The sequence below is a fragment of the Pseudomonas kulmbachensis genome (genome assembly GCF_963681935.1).
Taxonomy (GTDB): domain Bacteria; phylum Pseudomonadota; class Gammaproteobacteria; order Pseudomonadales; family Pseudomonadaceae; genus Aquipseudomonas; species Aquipseudomonas kulmbachensis.
In genome coordinates this window covers 336,280-352,374 of the sequence record NZ_OY817088.1, presented here as the reverse complement: position 1 = coordinate 352,374, position 16,095 = coordinate 336,280, and the positions used below count along the sequence as shown (strand labels likewise).

The window sequence follows — 16,095 nt, the reverse complement described above, 5'->3', positions numbered from 1 at the left end:
GTTCGATTGCGAAGCGATCGTAAAACCAGAGTGCACTTTTAAACTGACACACCGTACTGCCTGAATTTACGACGGCTTCGCCGCCGAACGCAGCCTCGCACCTTCGGCAGCTGCTACGGAGTTTCTTGTCCTTGCCGCTCTGCCCCCCGCTCATTAGACTTACGCCTCATTTAAATGAGAGCAGGGTCGATGCCAACTGCCTTTCCCCCCGATTCCGTTGGTCTGGTTGTGCCGCAAATGGCGCACTTCAACGAGCCCCTGGCTTTAGCCTGCGGCCGCTCACTGCCTGCCTATGATCTGATCTACGAAACCTACGGCCAGCTCAATGCCACGGCCAGTAATGCCGTGCTGATCTGTCACGCGCTATCAGGGCACCATCACGCGGCGGGCTATCACAGCGCCGATGAACGCAAGCCCGGCTGGTGGGACAGCTGCATAGGTCCCGGCAAGCCCATCGATACCAACAAGTTCTTCGTCGTCAGCCTGAACAACCTGGGCGGCTGCAACGGCTCTACAGGCCCGAGCAGCATCAATCCCGATACCGGCCGCCCGTTTGGCGCCGAGTTCCCGGTATTGACCGTTGAAGATTGGGTCCATAGCCAAGCACGCTTGGCTGACCGGCTGGGTATCAACCAGTGGGCCGCTGTGATCGGTGGCAGCCTGGGCGGCATGCAGGCGCTGCAATGGAGCATCAGCTACCCGGATCGCCTGCGCCATTGCCTGGCAATTGCCTCGGCACCCAAATTGTCCGCGCAAAATATCGCGTTCAACGAAGTCGCCCGTCAGGCCATCCTCACCGACCCCGAGTTCCACGGCGGTTCGTTCCAGGAAAAAGGCGTGATCCCCAAGCGCGGCCTGATGCTGGCGCGCATGGTCGGGCATATCACCTACCTGTCCGATGACTCGATGGGTGAGAAATTCGGCCGTGGCCTGAAGAACGAAAACCTCAACTACGACTTCCACAGCGTCGAGTTTCAGGTCGAGAGCTACCTGCGTTATCAGGGCGAAGAGTTTTCCGGGCGTTTCGACGCCAACACTTACCTGTTGATGACCAAGGCGCTGGACTACTTCGACCCGGCAGCCAACTTCGACGACGACCTGGCCAAGACCTTTGCCGGGGCCAAGGCGCGTTTTTGCGTGATGTCGTTCACCACCGACTGGCGTTTCTCGCCAGCCCGCTCGCGGGAACTGGTGGATGCACTGATGGCCGCGAAAAAAGACGTGTGCTATCTGGAGATCGACGCTCCGCAAGGCCATGACGCCTTCCTGATTCCGATCCCGCGCTACCTGCAAGCCTTCAGCAACTACATGAACCGCATAGAACTGTGAGAACGCCATGAGAGCCGACCTGGAAATCATCCAAGACTGGATCCCCGCTGGCAGCCGCGTGCTCGACCTCGGTTGTGGTGATGGCGAACTGCTGAGCTGGCTACGCGACAACAAGCAAGTCACCGGCTACGGTCTGGAAAACGACCCGGACAACATCGCCGAGTGTGTCGCCAAAGGCATCAACGTGATCGAACAGGATCTGGACAAGGGGCTGGGCAACTTCGCCAGCAACAGTTTCGACATCGTGGTCATGACCCAAGCGTTGCAAGCCGTGCATTACCCCGACCGGATCCTCGACGAAATGCTGCGGGTGGGCCGCCAATGCATCATTACCTTCCCCAACTTCGGTCACTGGCGCTGCCGCTGGTACTTGGCCAGCAAGGGGCGGATGCCGGTTTCCGATTTTCTGCCCTACACCTGGTACAACACGCCGAACATTCACTTCTGCACTTTCGAAGACTTCGAAGCGCTGTGCCGTGGGCGCGAAGCACAAGTGATCAATCGCCTTGCTGTAGATCAACAACATCGACACGGGTGGGCGAGCAAGATATGGCCTAACCTGTTGGGCGAGATTGGCATTTATCGTGTCAGCAGTCCTGGCCTTCAGGATCATCAAGTCGCGGTCTGAATCCGCACGTTCAAGGAGAATGACAATGGGTCGTATTGGATTACTACTGCTTTCGATGTGTTTTGGCATGCAGGCATTTGCCGCTGATGGCACATCTGCCCAACGTCAGCAGACGTTTGGCGACACAACGGTGTATTACAACGCGTTCCCGTCGACTTTCCTGACGCCGGACATCGCCAATGAAGTGGAAGTCACCCGCAGCAAAACCAATGCGGTGCTAAACATTACTCTGAACAAGGGCGGCAAGAACATTGCAGCCAACGTTCAGGGCACGGTCCAGAGTGGCGACGCCAAGCCAACGCCGCTGACTTTCCGTCAGGTGGGCAAGAACGGCGAAATCAATTACCTGGCCCAGTTCCCGGTGGCTGGACCGCAGACCTTCACCTTCAAGGTCGATGTGAAGGCTGGCGGCGCAACCTCTGAAACCATCCAATTTTCTCAAATGGTCGCTCCAATCGAATGATGAACCTTACGCAACTGGTACTGGCTAGCCACAACGCCGGCAAACTCAAAGAACTTCAGGCCATGCTCGGCGAGTCGGTGCAGTTGCGCTCGATTGGAGAGTTCAGCAGCGTCGAACCGGATGAAACCGGTTTGTCGTTTGTTGAAAACGCAATTCTTAAAGCCCGCAATGCGGCGCGCATCTCGGGTTTGCCGGCGCTGGCCGACGACTCGGGGCTGGCGGTGGACTTTCTCGGCGGCGCCCCAGGCATTTACTCGGCGCGTTATGCCGACGGCAAAGGTGACGCGGCGAACAATGCCAAGCTGCTTGATGCTCTCAAGGACGTACCCGAAGCCGAGCGCGGCGCGCAATTTGTCTGCGTGCTGGCACTGGTGCGCCACGCCGATGATCCGCTGCCGATTATCTGCGAGGGCCTGTGGCACGGGCGCATCCTGCCCGCCGCCAGCGGCGAGCACGGTTTTGGCTATGACCCGCTGTTCTGGGTGCCCGAGCGCAACTGCTCCAGCGCCGAACTTAGCCCGACGGAGAAAAACCAGCTGAGCCATCGCGCCCGTGCCATGGTTTTGCTGCGTCAGCGTTTGGGCCTGAAATGACCCACGACACACCACCACAGCCGCTCTATCTGGGCGCGGCTGGCTTTACCCAGCAGGCGCCGCGCGCGCCGCTGAGCCAATTGCCACCCTTGTCGCTGTACATCCATATCCCGTGGTGCGTGCGCAAATGCCCGTATTGCGACTTCAACTCCCACACCGCAAGCCCGGTGCTGCCCGAAGACGAATACGTCGACGCGCTGCTGGCCGATCTCGATCAGGACCTGCACGCGGTTTATGACCGTGAACTGAGCTCGATCTTCTTCGGCGGCGGTACGCCGAGCCTGTTCAGCGCGCAAGCACTGGGGCGCCTGCTCAAGGGCGTTGAAGCGCGTATCCCGTTTGCCAGCGATATCGAAATTACCCTCGAAGCCAACCCCGGTACGTTCGAGCAGGAAAAGTTCGTGGCTTACCGCAAGCTGGGGATCAATCGCCTGTCGATCGGTATCCAGAGCTTCCAGCAAGAAAAACTGCAGGCCCTGGGCCGTATCCACAACGGTGACGAAGCCGTGCGTGCGGCCGGGATGGCGCGCCAGGCGGGCTTTGACAACTTCAACCTGGACCTGATGCACGGTTTGCCCGATCAGTCGCTGGACGATGCCCTGAGCGACCTGCGCCAGGCTATCGCCCTCAAGCCGACTCACCTCTCGTGGTATCAGCTGACACTGGAGCCCAACACGGTGTTCTGGAATCAGCCACCGGTCCTGCCAGAAGACGACACGCTGTGGGACATTCAGGAAGCCGGTCAGGCGCTGCTCGCCGAACACGGCTACGCCCAGTACGAAGTCTCGGCCTATGCCCAGCCGGGTCGCCCGGCGCGGCACAACCTGAACTACTGGAGCTTTGGCGACTTTATTGGCATTGGCGCTGGCGCCCACGGCAAATTGAGCCATCCCGATGGCCGTATCGTGCGTACCTGGAAAACTCGCCTACCAAAGGATTACCTAAATCCAGCTAAAAACTTTCAAGCAGGCGAGAAAGCTCTTACAGCTGAAGAGCTACCCTTTGAGTTTCTAATGAACGCCTTGCGCCTGACCGATGGCGTCGACTCGGCGCTTTATCCACAGCGCACCGGATTGCCCCTCGACAGCTTGAGCGTTGGACGCAAAGAAGCCGAACAAAGTGGCTTATTACAGGTCGAACCGTCACGACTGGCGGCTACTGCCCGAGGCCAGCTGTTTCTCAACGACTTGCTGCAGCACTTTTTGACTTAAGGAACTCGAATGGACTTGGTACTTGACCTGCTTGCCACCGTATCGCGCTGGAGCCGCAGCCATCTTTCGGAGATCGCTCTGGCCCTGATTGGCTGTGTGCTGGTGCTGTTTGGTGCCGACTTCAAGGGCTGGGTCGAGCAACGCCTGGGCAGCATCGCCGGCGCGCTGCGCGTGCCATTGATGGCGTTGTTGTGCCTGGTCGGCAGCGGCGCAGCACTGATCTACGCCACACCGTGGGTCGAACGCGGACTGAGCCAGTTCAACAACTACAGCCTGGCACCGGTGTTGCTGGTGGTGCTGGTGTTGATCGGAGTGGTTGCAGATCGGCGCTGAACACTATGGCCACACCGATTTCGTAGCAACTGCCGAAGGAACGAGGCTGCGTCCGGCGGCAGAGCCGTCGTAAAGTCAGATAACGCGTTTTTTCAGGAAGACTGCGCATTCAGGATTTACGACCGCTTCGCGCTCGAACGCAGCCTTTGGCAGCTGCTACAAATGCCGTGCGGAACCGGCCTCAGAGTTGAGGCCGGTATGAAAAAACCGCTTACGCCAGTTTTTCGAACTTCAGATCCCACACGCCATGCCCAAGACGTTCGCCACGGCGTTCGAATTTGGTCACCGGGCGCTCAGGCGGACGCGGCACGCACAGGCCGTCTTCGGCCAGGTTGCGGTAGCCCGGCGCAACGTTCATCACTTCCAGCATGTACTCGGCATACGGTTCCCAGTCGGTCGCCATGTGCAGCACGCCGCCAGCCTTGAGCTTGGAGCGCACCAGTTCGGCGAAGGACGCTTGCACGATCCGGCGCTTATGGTGACGGCTCTTGTGCCAAGGGTCCGGGAAGAACAGGAGCAGACGGTCAAGGCTGTTGTCAGCCACGCAACGGGTCAGCACTTCGATCGCATCGCAATCGTAAACCCGCAGGTTGGTCAGGCCCTGGGTCAGCACGCCATTGAGCAGCGCGCCAACACCCGGACGGTGAACCTCTACCCCGATAAAGTCCTGTTCAGGCGAAGCAGCAGCCATTTCCAGCAAGGAATGGCCCATGCCGAAGCCGATTTCGAGGGTGCGCGGCGCAGAGCGACCGAATACCTGATCGAAATCGACCGGCGCGTCAGCCAGCGGCAGAACGTACAGCGGCGTGCCTTGATCGAGACCGCGTTGCTGGCCTTCGGTCATGCGCCCGGCGCGCATCACAAAACTCTTGATGCGACGGTGTTGGCGATCTTCGCCTTCTTCCGGGATTGGGGTGTCTAGTGATTCAGTCATCAGTGGCTCTTACTTGATCAGACCATCCAGCGGCGAAGAGGCGCTGGCATAGAGTTTTTTCGGCATGCGCCCGGCCAGATACGCCAGACGGCCCGCCACAATGGCGTGCTTCATGGCTTCGGCCATGATGATCGGGTGCTGGGCGTTGGCGATGGCCGAGTTCATCAGCACCGCCTCACAGCCCATTTCCATGGCAATGGTCGCGTCGGAGGCAGTGCCCACACCCGCATCGACCAGTACCGGAATTTTTGCTTCTTCAAGGATGATGCGCAGGTTGTAGGGGTTGCAGATCCCCAAACCGGTGCCAATCAGACCCGCCAGCGGCATCACGGCGATACAGCCCATGGCTTCAAGCTCGCGGGCAATGATCGGATCATCGCTGGTGTACACCATCACGTCGAAACCGTCCTTGACCAGAATCTCGGCAGCCTTGAGGGTTTCGATAACGTTAGGGAACAGGGTTTTCTGATCGGCCAGCACTTCGAGCTTGACCAGCTTGTGGCCGTCGAGCAGCTCACGGGCCAGACGGCAGGTGCGCACGGCTTCGATCGCGTCATAGCAACCGGCAGTGTTGGGCAGGATGGTGTAGCGATCCGGCGGCAGCACGTCGAGCAGGTTCGGCTCGCCCGGGTTTTGACCGATGTTGGTACGGCGCACGGCAACAGTGACGATTTCAGCACCCGAGGCTTCAATGGCCAGACGGGTTTCTTCAAGGTCACGGTACTTGCCGGTGCCTACCAGCAGGCGCGACTGATAAGTACGGCCAGCCAGGGTAAAAGGCTTGTCGGTGCGAACGTTGCTCATCGGGAATCCTCTGTAATTGTGTGCACTGGGGGCGAGCGTAAAGGGTGGAGCGAAAACCTAGCCACCACCGATGGCGTGCACCACTTCGACCTGATCGCCTGCCTTGAGTACCGTCTCGGCATGCTGGCTGCGCGGGACGATGTCCAGGTTAAGCTCGACCGCGACCCTGCGGCCGGTCAGCTCCTGACGTGCCAGCAGGTCCGCAACGGTCTCGCCGTCCGGTAGTTCAAAGGATTCACCGTTCAACTGAATGAGCATGCGCGACGCTGCCTTCATTTTAAGGGGCCAGCATTCTATCCCGATCAGTCAGGTCGACCCAAGCCATTCATCTTGCGGGCTTAGCTCAGGCGCCAGGCGGCCAGGCCCAAACACAGCCAGCCGGCCAAAAATGCCAGACCACCAAAGGGCGTGATGATCCCCAGCTTGCTGATACCGGTCATGGTCAGCAGGTACAAACTGCCGGAAAACAGCACGATGCCAAGGGCGAAACAGACACCGGCCCAGGTCACCAAACGCCCTGGAAGATGAGTGGCCAGTAGGGCCACACCGAACAGAGCCAGGGTGTGCACCAGTTGGTAAGTCACGCCTGTATGAAAAATAGCCAGGTACTGTTCACTCAAGCGACCTTTCAGGCCGTGGGCGGCGAATGCGCCCAGCGCAACACCGGTAAAGCCGAAGAACGCGGCCAGCATCAAAAAAACGCGCAGCATGAGGTAACTCCAGTCAGGATCATCGAATGGCGCAGGGTCTGTATAATGGCCCGCTCAACGGGTTCGGCCAAGCCATCTATGCTGCGTTTTCTTGTTCATCGCATTCTTAAAGCCCTGCTCTGGTTCGCAGTGGGCAGCGCATTACTGGTGCTGATTTTTCGCTGGGTGCCACCCCCCGGCACGGCGCTGATGGTGGAGCGCAAGGTCGAGTCGTGGTTCGACGGCGACCCCATTGACCTGCAACGCAGCTGGCGTCCCTGGAATGAAATTTCCAACGACCTCAAAGTGGCAGTCATGGCTGGCGAAGACCAAAAGTTCCCCGAGCATTGGGGTTTTGACTTTGGAGCGATCCGGGCCGCGCTGGTACACAACGAGCAGGGCGGCACGTTGCGCGGCGCCAGTACGCTGAGCCAGCAAGTGTCGAAGAACCTGTTTTTATGGTCTGGCCGCAGCTGGTTGCGCAAAGGCCTGGAAGCCTGGTTTACCGGGCTGATTGAAGTGCTCTGGCCCAAGCAGCGGATTCTTGAGGTGTACCTCAATAGCGCGGAGTGGGATGAAGGGGTGTTTGGGGCCGAAGCGGCGGCTCAGCATCACTTTGGTGTAAGCGCCAAGAACCTTTCGCGCCAGCAGGCCAGTTATCTGGCTGCGGTGCTACCCAGCCCGCTGAACTGGAGCGCCAGCCATCCCAGCTCATACGTGAGTCGTCGCGCAGGCTGGATTCGCCAGCAAATGAGTCAGTTGGGCGGGGACAGCTACCTCGACGGCCTGAACACCTCGCGTAAGGCGCCATGGGCTGATTGAAGCTGCCAGTTTTTTGTGAGCTCGCCGCACAAACAAAAACGCCCCGATCAGATCGGGGCGTTTTATTGTCGGGCCGTGTTAGGCGGCAATCGACAGTTTGAGCTTGTTCATCGCGCTTTTTTCCAGCTGACGAATACGCTCTGCAGACACGTTGTACTTCTGTGCCAGGTCGTGCAGCGTGGCTTTTTCTTCAGCCAACCAGCGCTGATACAGAATGTCACGGCTGCGGTCGTCCAGTACTTCCAGCGCTTCATGCAGGTTGCTGGTGGAGTTATCGGTCCAGTCAGCATCTTCCAATTGGCGCGCCGGGTCGTACCGGTGGTCTTCCAGGTAGTTGGCTGGCGACTGGAACGCACTGTCGTCGTCAGCTTCGGCCGCCGGATCGAACGCCATGTCGTGACCGGTCAGGCGGCTTTCCATCTCGCGGACTTCACGAGGCTCTACGCCGAGGCTTTCAGCCACACGATGAACTTCGTCGTTGTTCAGCCAGGCCAAACGTTTTTTCTGGCTGCGCAGGTTGAAGAACAGTTTGCGCTGAGCCTTGGTGGTCGCGACTTTCACGATCCGCCAGTTACGCAAAATAAACTCGTGGATCTCTGCCTTGATCCAGTGAACGGCGAACGAAACCAGACGCACGCCCATTTCAGGGTTGAAACGTTTGACCGCCTTCATCAGGCCGACGTTGCCTTCCTGGATCAGGTCAGCCTGAGCCAGGCCATAACCCGAATAACTACGGGCAATGTGTACAACAAAACGCAGGTGGGCGAGCACCATCTGCCGAGCCGCCCCCAAATCCTGCTCATAGTAGAGACTCTCGGCCAGTTCACGCTCCTGCTCCGGTGTCAGCAATGGAATGCTGTTCACCGTGTTTACATAGGCCTCAAGGTTCGCACCAGGGACCAACGCATACGCAGGTTGCAAAGAAGTGGTCATACGAAAAAACCTCCGTCTTACATAACTCGTGCAGTTCAGCACTGCGAAAGTTGACCGGGAATTCAGAAAAAAGTTCCCAAAAAAAGCTGAAAAGGTCAACAGGTGTAAAAGGAACTACTTGGGCGAAAGCTCACGTAAGTGACGCGCTACTGCAATCCATGCACCGATATACCCTAACAGCACCGCGCCAAGCAAGAGAGACAGACCATCGGCTACCGGCACACCCGCCAAAGCAAAATTGCTGCCGTACAAGCCAGCCAACCCTACCACCGCGTCATTTAACCAGTCCAAGCCGAATGCCAATACGCCCCAGGACAATACTCCCGCACCAAAGCCATAAAGCGCACCCATATAAAGAAATGGCCTGCGTACATAGCTGTCAGTACCACCAACCAGCTTGATGACTTCGATTTCGATACGGCGATTCTCGATATGCAAACGAATCGTATTACCGATAACCAGCAGCAAAGCCGATACCAGCAATACCGTCAAGCCAAACACAAAGCGATCACCCAACTTCAGGATGGCCGCCAAACGCTCGACCCAGACTAGATCAAGTTGCGCCTGTTGCACCTTCGGCAACTGCGCAAGACGCTCGCGAAGGGCTTCAAGGGTGGCTTTATCGACTTCGGCCGGGGTCACCAGCACCACACCGGGCAACGGGTTATCAGGCAACTCTTTCAGCGCTTCGCCCAGCCCTGACTGCTGCTGGAACTCTTCGAGGGCCTTTTCGCGGCTGATAAATTCGGCGTCAGCCACCCCCGCCATACCTTTTATCTGATCGCTGAGTTTTTCACCCTGCTCACTGCTGGCATCCATCTGCAAATACAACGAAATCTGCGCCGCACGCTGCCATGAACCGCCCAGACGCTCGACATTGTTCAGCAACAACGACAAGCCCATGGGCAAGCTCAGCGCAACGGCCATTACCAGACAGGTAAAAAAGCTGCCAATTGGCTGCTTGCCAAGGCGCTTGAGGCTGTCGAGCAAACTCGCACGGTGGGCCTCAACCCAGGCGTGAAACAGCATGGCGAAGGTCGGACCATCGTCATCATCGTGTTTTTTCTTCGGCGGCTGCGGGTCGGCGGCCTTGGGCGCTACGCGTTCGGACACTTTGGAGCTGCGGGTCGCACTCATACAGCAGCCTCCCCATCGCCAATCAATCGCCCGCGCTGCAAGGTGAGCATGCGATGGCGCATACGCGCGATCAGCGCCAGGTCATGGCTGGCAATCAGTACGCTGGTGCCCAAACGGTTGATGTCTTCAAATACGCCCATGATTTCCGCCGCCAAACGCGGATCGAGGTTACCGGTGGGTTCATCGGCCAGCAGCAAGGCCGGACGATGGACGATGGCGCGGGCAATACCGACACGTTGCTGCTGGCCCGTGGACAAGTCTCCGGGATACAGATCGGTTTTATCCGACAACGCCACGCGCTCCAGTGCCGAGTCAACACGCTTGGCGATCTCGGCCTTGGACAACCCGAGGATTTGCAGGGGCAAGGCAACGTTGTTGAATACCGTGCGATCAAACAGTAACTGGTGGTTCTGGAACACTACGCCGATCTGGCGACGCAAAAAAGGAATCTGCGCGTTGCTGATCTGCCCCAGGTCCTGCCCCGCCAGCAGCAATTTGCCGGTGGTCGGGCGTTCCATTGCCAGCAACAGGCGCAACAGCGTGCTTTTGCCTGCGCCGGAGTGGCCGGTCACAAAGAGGAATTCACCTCGACGGACCCGAAAGCTCAGCTCGTGCAGGCCCACGTGTCCATTTGGATAGCGCTTACCGACCTGCTCGAAACGAATCATGGACGCTCCCGCTCCGCAAATAGAGCCTGGACAAAGGGTTCGGATTCAAAATCACGCAAATCATCGATGCCTTCACCCACACCGATAAAGCGAATAGGGATATTGAATTGCTTGGCCAGGGCAAAAATGACCCCGCCTTTGGCCGTGCCATCCAGCTTGGTCAACGCCAGGCCGGTAAGAGCAACGGTCTGGTCAAACTGTTTGGTCTGGCTAATAGCGTTCTGCCCTGTACCGGCATCCAGCACCAGCAGCACTTCGTGCGGGGCGTCTTCGTCGAGCTTGCCGATAACCCGGCGAACTTTCTTCAGCTCTTCCATCAGGTTGTCTTTGGTATGCAGGCGCCCGGCAGTATCCGCGATCAAAACGTCGATGCCACGGGCCTTGGCTGCTTGCACGGCGTCAAAGATCACCGAAGCCGAGTCAGCACCCGTGTGCTGGGCAATCACCGGAATGTTGTTGCGCTCACCCCACACCTGCAACTGCTCGACGGCGGCTGCGCGGAAGGTATCACCGGCCGCCAGCATGACTTTCTTGCCTTCGAGCTGCAGCTTTTTAGCCAATTTGCCAATGGTGGTGGTTTTGCCCGCACCGTTGACGCCCACCACCAGAATCACGAAAGGCTTGTTCCTGGATTCGATTTTCAGCGGCTGCTCAACCGGCTTGAGCATGGCTGCCAACTCATCCTGCAATGACTTGTACAGCGCGTCGGCATCGGTCAGTTGCTTGCGGGCGACTTTCTGCGTCAGGTTTTTAATGATCACCGACGTTGCTTCAACACCCACATCGGCGGTCAGCAAGCGGGTTTCGATCTCTTCAAGCAGATCGTCATCGATAACTTTTTTGCCCAGAAACAGGCTGGCCATACCTTCGCCGATACTGGCGCTGGTTTTGGACAGACCCTGCTTGAGACGGGCAAAGAAGCCGGTCTTGGGCTCAGCCGCAACTACCGGAGCCGGGGCGGGGGCTTCAACCACAGGTACAGGTACAGGTGCAGCCACTACCGGAACAGGCACAGGCACGACCACCGGCGCTACGACGGCAACTGGTTCTGGTTCTGGTTCTGGTTCTGGTTCTACAAAAGTCTCGACCACCTCAAGCACTTCAACCACAGGCTCAGGGATCGGCGGCACGATATGCGGCGCTTGCACATCCTCGACCAGCGCCACCGGCTCTTCGGCAACGGGCAAGGACGGCCATGGCGCTGGCTCAGGAACGATCTGTGGGACAGGGGCCAGCTCAACAACAGGCGCTGCCGTCACCACTACCACTTCAGGGGTTGCCTCGACGACCACTGGCGTGGCCTCGATCAACGGCTCAGGGGTGATTTCGGGAGCAGGCGCGGGTTGTTCCACGACGGTTTCCTGCGGCTTTCTGCGCAGCCATCCGAACAGGCCTTTTTTCTCGCCAGCCGCAGCTGGGTTCTTCTTGTCGTCGTTGGAACCAAACATGGAGGACGGCTATCTCATCGTAGCGACGCGCCACTGTGGCGCCCCGGCAAATAATATTCGGTGTGAAACAGACTGCAATTTTGTCAGCTTGTTCGCACGCAACTGTGATCCGAGGGTAAAACACACCTCGTGAACTTCGTATTAACTCGGGTCTGGAACGGGAAAATCGGCAAAAAAGCGAAATTTACCGTGATACATCCACACTTCCAAGCGGGCTTCTATACTGCCCGATCAAACTTCGTCTGATCGTCAAAGGCCTGATAGGCGTGGCCGCCAGTAAAACGGATCAGTATCCTAGCACCTCCTCACCCGCAGACGCTAAGGCCAAGCGGGCAGCCCAACAGGTTTAAAAACGAATGAACGCTCTAGCCCGCCGCGCTGCTGGCCTGTTGCTCAGCACAGTTTTAGTCCCGCTTTCGGCCCTGGCGGCCGAACCACAGCCTACCCACGAGTTCCGCCTGGACAATGGCCTGAAAGTCATCGTGCGCGAAGACCACCGTGCACCCGTGGTGGTATCCCAGGTCTGGTACAAAGTCGGCTCAAGTTACGAGACGCCCGGCAAGACCGGCCTGTCCCACGCCCTTGAACACATGATGTTCAAAGGCAGCAACAAGGTCGGGCCCGGTGAAGCCTCTCTGATCCTGCGCGACCTTGGCGCACAGGAAAACGCCTTCACCAGCGACGACTACACCGCTTATTACCAGGTACTGGCCCGCGACCGCCTGGGCGTTGCCTTCGAACTTGAAGCCGACCGCATGGCCAGCCTTCGCCTGCCGCCTGAAGAGTTCAAGCGCGAAATCGAAGTCATCAAGGAAGAGCGCCGCCTGCGCACCGACGACCAGCCCATGAGCAAAGCCTACGAGCTGTTCAGCGCAATGGCCTACCCTTCCAGCGGCTACCACACCCCGACCATCGGCTGGATGGTCGACCTTGAGCGCATGAGCGTTGGCGAACTGCGCGACTGGTACGAAGAGTGGTATGCGCCCAATAACGCCACGCTGGTAGTGGTCGGTGACGTAACCCCGGACGAAGTCAAAGCCCTGGCCCAGCGCTACTTTGGCCCGGTTGCGAAACGCGAGATCCCGGTTGCCAAAATCCCGCTGGAGCTGCCGACCCCTGGTGAGCGCCTGCTCAAGATTCACGTACAGACCCAACTGCCAAGCCTGATGCTGGGCTTTAACGTGCCAAGTATTGCCACCGCCAAAGACCCGGTTACCGCTAACGCCCTGCGCCTGATTTCTGCGCTGCTGGACGGCGGCTACAGCGCGCGCATGCCAACCCAACTGGAACGCGGCGAAGAACTGGTCTCCGGCGCATCGTCCAGCTACAACGCGTTCACCCGTGGCGACAGCCTGTTCATGCTTTCGGCGATGCCCAACAGTCAGAAAAAAGTCACGCTGGCACAGACCGAAGCCGGTTTGTGGCGCTTGCTCGACGACCTGAAAAAGACCCCGCCTACCACTGAAGAACTGGAGCGCGTGCGCGCCCAAGTGATTGCCGGTCTGGTTTACGAGCGTGACTCGATCACCAGCCAGGCCACCTCGATTGGCCAACTGGAAACCGTCGGCCTGTCCTGGAAGCTGATGGACTCCGAGCTGGCTGATCTGCAAAAGGTCACTCCAGCTGATATCCAGCAAGCGGCCCGCACCTATTTCACTCGCGACCGTCTCAGCGTTGCGCATGTACTGCCCGAGGAGAAAACCCATGAGTGAGCGTAAAGGTTCCCGCTACGCACTGCTCGGTCTGAGCGCCGTCGTACTGGTTGGCGCACTCGGCTACTTTTTCGCCAACCCCGACCAGTCGGTTGCCAGCCAGGCGCTGGATAAGGCCAAGACCGAGCACAAGCTGCAATCCTTGGCCGAACTCGACGGCAAGGCGCCCAGCCATCGTGATCTGGACGTACAGACCTGGAAAACCGCCGAAGGCTCCAAAGTACTGTTTGTCGAAGCCAGGCAACTGCCGATGTTCGACCTGCAACTGACCTTCGCAGCAGGCAGCAGCCAAGACGACTCCACCCCCGGCCTGGCCCTGCTAACCAATGCCATGCTCAATGAAGGCGTGGCCGGCAAGGATGTCGGCGCCATCGCCCAGGGTTTTGAAGGCCTGGGCGCGGAATTCGGCAATGGTGCTTATCGCGATATGGCCATAGTTTCGTTGCGCAGCCTGAGTGACGCCGACAAACGCACCCCGGCGCTCAATCTGTTCTCTGAGGTTGTGGGCAAGCCTGCGTTCCCGGCCGACTCATTGGATCGGATCAAAAACCAGTTGCTGGCCAGCTTTGAATTCCAGAAGCAAAACCCCGGCAAACTGGCCAGCATCGAGCTGTTCAAGCACCTGTACGGCGACCACCCGTACGCCCACGCCAGCGATGGTAATGCCCAAAGCATCTCTTCAATTACCATCGACCAGCTCAAGGCCTTCCACAACAAGGCTTACACAGCAGGCAACGCGGTGATCGCGATTGTTGGCGACTTGTCTCGCGCTGAAGCCGAAGCCATCGCGGCCCAGGTCTCTGCCGCCCTGCCAAAAGGCCCGGCCGTCACCAAGACTCTGCAGCCTGGCGAACCAAAAGCGGGCCAGACTCATATCGAGTTCCCGTCCAAGCAAACCCACCTGCTGCTGTCTCAGCTGGGTATAGACCGTGCTGATCCGGACTACGCCGCGCTCGCACTGGGTAACAGCATCCTCGGTGGTGGCGGTTTCGGTACACGCCTAATGACTGAAGTCCGTGAAAAACGCGGCCTGACTTACGGCGTATACTCCAGCTTCACACCGATGCAGGCCCGTGGTCCGTTTCTGATCAACCTGCAAACACGTGCCGAATTGAGCGAAGGCACGCTCAAACTGGTGCAAGACATTTTGGCTGACTACCTGAAAAACGGTCCGACGCAAAAAGAACTCGACGATGCCAAGCGTGAATTGGCGGGCAGCTTCCCGCTGTCCACTGCCAGCAACGCGGCCATCGTCGGCCAACTGGGCGCAATGGGCTTCTATGATTTGCCTTTGGACTATCTGGAAACCTTCATGCAGAAGTCCCAGGACCTGACCACCGAGCAGGTCAAGGACGCCATGAACAAGCACCTGAGCGCCGACAAAATGGTCGTAGTGACCGCCGGCCCTACCGTGCCGCAAAAACCACTGCCACCTCCTACCGACAAACCTTCAGAGCAACCTCTTGGGGTTCCGGAGCATTAATGGCAAAGCCAAAAAACACATCGCACTCGGGTGCGGGTCAGTTACGCATCATCGGCGGGGAATGGCGCAGCCGCAAGCTGGACTTCCCCCATGTAGAGGGCCTGCGCCCTACGCCGGATCGCGTGCGTGAAACCCTGTTCAACTGGTTGGCCCCGCATATCGGCGGCGCCAAAGTACTGGACGTATTCGCCGGTAGCGGCGCGCTGTTCCTCGAAGCCATGTCCCGCGGCGCGGCCAAAGGCGTGGCGCTGGACAGCAACCGCGATGCGATCTCCAACATTCGCGAGAACATGGGCATCTTGCGTTGCACTGTTGGCGAAGTGCAGCAAACCGACGCCCTGCGCTACCTGGACGCGACCCCGAGTGACACCTTCGACGTGGTGTTCCTCGACCCGCCGTTCAACAAGGACCTGCTCAAGCCTGCCTGCGACCTGCTGGAGCAGCGCGGCTGGCTGGCCGAGGACGCCTGGGTTTACACCGAAAGCGAGTTGCGCCCGTCCGAACTGGGCCTGCCCGCCAACTGGCGTCTGCACCGCGAGCAAAAAGCCGGAGGCGTGAACTACGCCCTGTGGCAGCGCGAGGCAATCGCACAGTAACAACTAAACCTGTAGATACTCTGTAGCCGCCGCAGGCTGCGATAAGGGCCGAAGGACCTTCGCTTTTGAAAAAGAGCGACCCCTACGGGCTCAATCGCAGCCTGCGGCAGCGGCTACAGATTTTGGACGATTCATTAAACGCGCCTTAGTACACAAGATACCTGTGTAACGCCCTCACCTGCCCTCCCAGGCCAACCTGTTCTAACGATCAGAAGACCATCGCGCAGCCGTAGTTCACTCGCAGCTCTGGTATCGCGTCGGCTCGAGCTATGAGCCTGCGGGCCAATCCGGGCTGTCCCATGCCCTGGCTGT

General features: G+C 58.7%; 18 protein-coding genes and 1 pseudogene. 11 read left to right on the top strand and 8 right to left on the bottom strand.

Translation table 11 applies throughout. The features are described 5' to 3' along the window. Positions 1-189: 189 nt before the first annotated feature. The 6 genes from metX to U5A05_RS01735 are packed head-to-tail and all read left to right on the top strand — an operon-like array spanning position 190 to position 4,557. Positions 190-1,329, top strand: coding sequence for a homoserine O-succinyltransferase MetX (gene metX / locus U5A05_RS01760; protein ID WP_261740567.1), 1,140 nt, complete (start codon positions 190-192; stop codon positions 1,327-1,329). Between the two features lie 7 nt (positions 1,330-1,336). Continuing rightward, positions 1,337-1,957, top strand: coding sequence for a methionine biosynthesis protein MetW (gene metW / locus U5A05_RS01755; protein WP_019828045.1), 621 nt, complete (start codon positions 1,337-1,339; stop codon positions 1,955-1,957). A gap of 25 nt (positions 1,958-1,982) precedes the next feature. After that, positions 1,983-2,420 carry a DUF4426 domain-containing protein gene (locus U5A05_RS01750; RefSeq protein WP_261740566.1) on the top strand — a complete coding sequence of 146 codons (438 nt, stop codon included), beginning with the start codon at positions 1,983-1,985 and terminating at the stop codon, positions 2,418-2,420. Then, the gene (gene rdgB, locus U5A05_RS01745) at positions 2,417-3,013 is read left to right on the top strand and encodes an RdgB/HAM1 family non-canonical purine NTP pyrophosphatase (RefSeq protein WP_261740565.1); all 597 of its coding nucleotides are present in this window, start codon (positions 2,417-2,419) and stop codon (positions 3,011-3,013) included. Before U5A05_RS01750 ends, rdgB begins: the two co-directional genes overlap by 4 nt. Beyond that, positions 3,010-4,224 (top strand): radical SAM family heme chaperone HemW, encoded by a 1,215-nt coding sequence (gene hemW, locus U5A05_RS01740; RefSeq protein ID WP_321835420.1) that lies wholly within the window; start codon positions 3,010-3,012, stop codon positions 4,222-4,224. Before rdgB ends, hemW begins: the two co-directional genes overlap by 4 nt. Positions 4,225-4,233: 9 nt before the next feature. Beyond that, positions 4,234-4,557, top strand: a complete 324-nt coding sequence (locus U5A05_RS01735) for a DUF3392 domain-containing protein (RefSeq protein ID WP_321835419.1) — start codon at positions 4,234-4,236, stop codon at positions 4,555-4,557. 211 nt (positions 4,558-4,768) lie between these two features. Here U5A05_RS01735 and trmB read toward each other — a convergent pair whose 3' ends face one another. The 4 genes from trmB to U5A05_RS01715 form a co-directional block, all read right to left on the bottom strand. Beyond that, positions 4,769-5,491: a tRNA (guanosine(46)-N7)-methyltransferase TrmB gene (gene trmB / locus U5A05_RS01730; RefSeq protein ID WP_133075160.1), complete on the bottom strand. Its 723-nt coding sequence runs from the start codon at positions 5,489-5,491 to the stop codon at positions 4,769-4,771. A 9-nt stretch (positions 5,492-5,500) separates the two neighbouring features. Next, positions 5,501-6,295, bottom strand: a complete 795-nt coding sequence (locus U5A05_RS01725; protein ID WP_321835415.1) for a thiazole synthase — start codon at positions 6,293-6,295, stop codon at positions 5,501-5,503. 57 nt (positions 6,296-6,352) lie between these two features. Continuing rightward, positions 6,353-6,553 (bottom strand): sulfur carrier protein ThiS, encoded by a 201-nt coding sequence (gene thiS / locus U5A05_RS01720; protein WP_016782550.1) that lies wholly within the window; start codon positions 6,551-6,553, stop codon positions 6,353-6,355. Between the two features lie 80 nt (positions 6,554-6,633). Then, positions 6,634-7,005 (bottom strand): DUF423 domain-containing protein, encoded by a 372-nt coding sequence (locus tag U5A05_RS01715; RefSeq protein WP_261740561.1) that lies wholly within the window; start codon positions 7,003-7,005, stop codon positions 6,634-6,636. Between the two features lie 45 nt (positions 7,006-7,050). Here U5A05_RS01715 and mtgA point away from each other — a divergent pair, with 45 nt between their 5' ends. Then, on the top strand, positions 7,051-7,806 hold the full coding sequence (gene mtgA / locus U5A05_RS01710; RefSeq protein ID WP_405046609.1) for a monofunctional biosynthetic peptidoglycan transglycosylase: 756 nt from the start codon (positions 7,051-7,053) through the stop codon (positions 7,804-7,806). A 78-nt stretch (positions 7,807-7,884) separates the two neighbouring features. Here mtgA and rpoH read toward each other — a convergent pair whose 3' ends face one another. The 4 genes from rpoH to ftsY form a co-directional block, all read right to left on the bottom strand. Then, entirely contained in the window at positions 7,885-8,739 is an 855-nt protein-coding gene (rpoH, locus tag U5A05_RS01705; protein ID WP_004419731.1) for an RNA polymerase sigma factor RpoH, read from the bottom strand. Positions 8,740-8,853: 114 nt separating this feature from the next. Continuing rightward, a complete protein-coding gene (gene ftsX, locus U5A05_RS01700; RefSeq protein ID WP_261740560.1) occupies positions 8,854-9,876 on the bottom strand; it encodes a permease-like cell division protein FtsX in 1,023 nt (340 codons plus the stop codon). Further along, the gene (gene ftsE / locus U5A05_RS01695) at positions 9,873-10,544 is read right to left on the bottom strand and encodes a cell division ATP-binding protein FtsE (protein WP_261740559.1); all 672 of its coding nucleotides are present in this window, start codon (positions 10,542-10,544) and stop codon (positions 9,873-9,875) included. Before ftsE ends, ftsX begins: the two co-directional genes overlap by 4 nt. Then, on the bottom strand, positions 10,541-11,992 hold the full coding sequence (gene ftsY / locus U5A05_RS01690) for a signal recognition particle-docking protein FtsY (RefSeq protein WP_321835403.1): 1,452 nt from the start codon (positions 11,990-11,992) through the stop codon (positions 10,541-10,543). The genes ftsE and ftsY overlap by 4 nt, the downstream gene beginning before the upstream one ends. 356 nt (positions 11,993-12,348) lie before the next feature. On the opposite strand from ftsY, the gene U5A05_RS01685 reads away from it, so the two are divergent. The 4 genes and pseudogenes from U5A05_RS01685 to U5A05_RS01670 form a co-directional block, all read left to right on the top strand. Further along, positions 12,349-13,704, top strand: a complete 1,356-nt coding sequence (locus U5A05_RS01685) for a M16 family metallopeptidase (protein ID WP_261740557.1) — start codon at positions 12,349-12,351, stop codon at positions 13,702-13,704. Continuing rightward, entirely contained in the window at positions 13,697-15,187 is a 1,491-nt protein-coding gene (locus tag U5A05_RS01680; protein WP_321835401.1) for a M16 family metallopeptidase, read from the top strand. Before U5A05_RS01685 ends, U5A05_RS01680 begins: the two co-directional genes overlap by 8 nt. After that, positions 15,187-15,783 (top strand): 16S rRNA (guanine(966)-N(2))-methyltransferase RsmD, encoded by a 597-nt coding sequence (rsmD, locus tag U5A05_RS01675; RefSeq protein ID WP_261740555.1) that lies wholly within the window; start codon positions 15,187-15,189, stop codon positions 15,781-15,783. The genes U5A05_RS01680 and rsmD overlap by 1 nt, the downstream gene beginning before the upstream one ends. A 211-nt stretch (positions 15,784-15,994) precedes the next feature. Continuing rightward, positions 15,995-16,090 (top strand): annotated as a pseudogene (locus U5A05_RS01670) (hypothetical protein); the annotation flags it as partial. Between the last annotated feature and the right edge of the window lie 5 nt (positions 16,091-16,095).

Excerpts from the sequence above, each read along its gene's own strand:
- U5A05_RS01750 (WP_261740566.1), top strand. The coding sequence starts at position 1,983 with ATGGGTCGTATTGGATTACTACTGCTTTCGATGTGTTTTGGCATGCAG.
- rdgB (WP_261740565.1), top strand. The coding sequence starts at position 2,417 with ATGATGAACCTTACGCAACTGGTACTGGCTAGCCACAACGCCGGCAAA.
- U5A05_RS01685 (WP_261740557.1), top strand. The coding sequence starts at position 12,349 with ATGAACGCTCTAGCCCGCCGCGCTGCTGGCCTGTTGCTCAGCACAGTT.
- mtgA (WP_405046609.1), top strand. The coding sequence starts at position 7,051 with ATGGCCCGCTCAACGGGTTCGGCCAAGCCATCTATGCTGCGTTTTCTT.
- rsmD (WP_261740555.1), top strand. The coding sequence starts at position 15,187 with ATGGCAAAGCCAAAAAACACATCGCACTCGGGTGCGGGTCAGTTACGC.
- ftsE (WP_261740559.1), bottom strand. The coding sequence starts at position 10,544 with ATGATTCGTTTCGAGCAGGTCGGTAAGCGCTATCCAAATGGACACGTG.
- ftsY (WP_321835403.1), bottom strand. The coding sequence starts at position 11,992 with ATGTTTGGTTCCAACGACGACAAGAAGAACCCAGCTGCGGCTGGCGAG.
- U5A05_RS01735 (WP_321835419.1), top strand. The coding sequence starts at position 4,234 with ATGGACTTGGTACTTGACCTGCTTGCCACCGTATCGCGCTGGAGCCGC.
- U5A05_RS01725 (WP_321835415.1), bottom strand. The coding sequence starts at position 6,295 with ATGAGCAACGTTCGCACCGACAAGCCTTTTACCCTGGCTGGCCGTACT.
- rpoH (WP_004419731.1), bottom strand. The coding sequence starts at position 8,739 with ATGACCACTTCTTTGCAACCTGCGTATGCGTTGGTCCCTGGTGCGAAC.
- thiS (WP_016782550.1), bottom strand. The coding sequence starts at position 6,553 with ATGCTCATTCAGTTGAACGGTGAATCCTTTGAACTACCGGACGGCGAG.
- metW (WP_019828045.1), top strand. The coding sequence starts at position 1,337 with ATGAGAGCCGACCTGGAAATCATCCAAGACTGGATCCCCGCTGGCAGC.
- U5A05_RS01680 (WP_321835401.1), top strand. The coding sequence starts at position 13,697 with ATGAGTGAGCGTAAAGGTTCCCGCTACGCACTGCTCGGTCTGAGCGCC.
- ftsX (WP_261740560.1), bottom strand. The coding sequence starts at position 9,876 with ATGAGTGCGACCCGCAGCTCCAAAGTGTCCGAACGCGTAGCGCCCAAG.
- U5A05_RS01715 (WP_261740561.1), bottom strand. The coding sequence starts at position 7,005 with ATGCTGCGCGTTTTTTTGATGCTGGCCGCGTTCTTCGGCTTTACCGGT.
- metX (WP_261740567.1), top strand. The coding sequence starts at position 190 with ATGCCAACTGCCTTTCCCCCCGATTCCGTTGGTCTGGTTGTGCCGCAA.
- trmB (WP_133075160.1), bottom strand. The coding sequence starts at position 5,491 with ATGACTGAATCACTAGACACCCCAATCCCGGAAGAAGGCGAAGATCGC.
- hemW (WP_321835420.1), top strand. The coding sequence starts at position 3,010 with ATGACCCACGACACACCACCACAGCCGCTCTATCTGGGCGCGGCTGGC.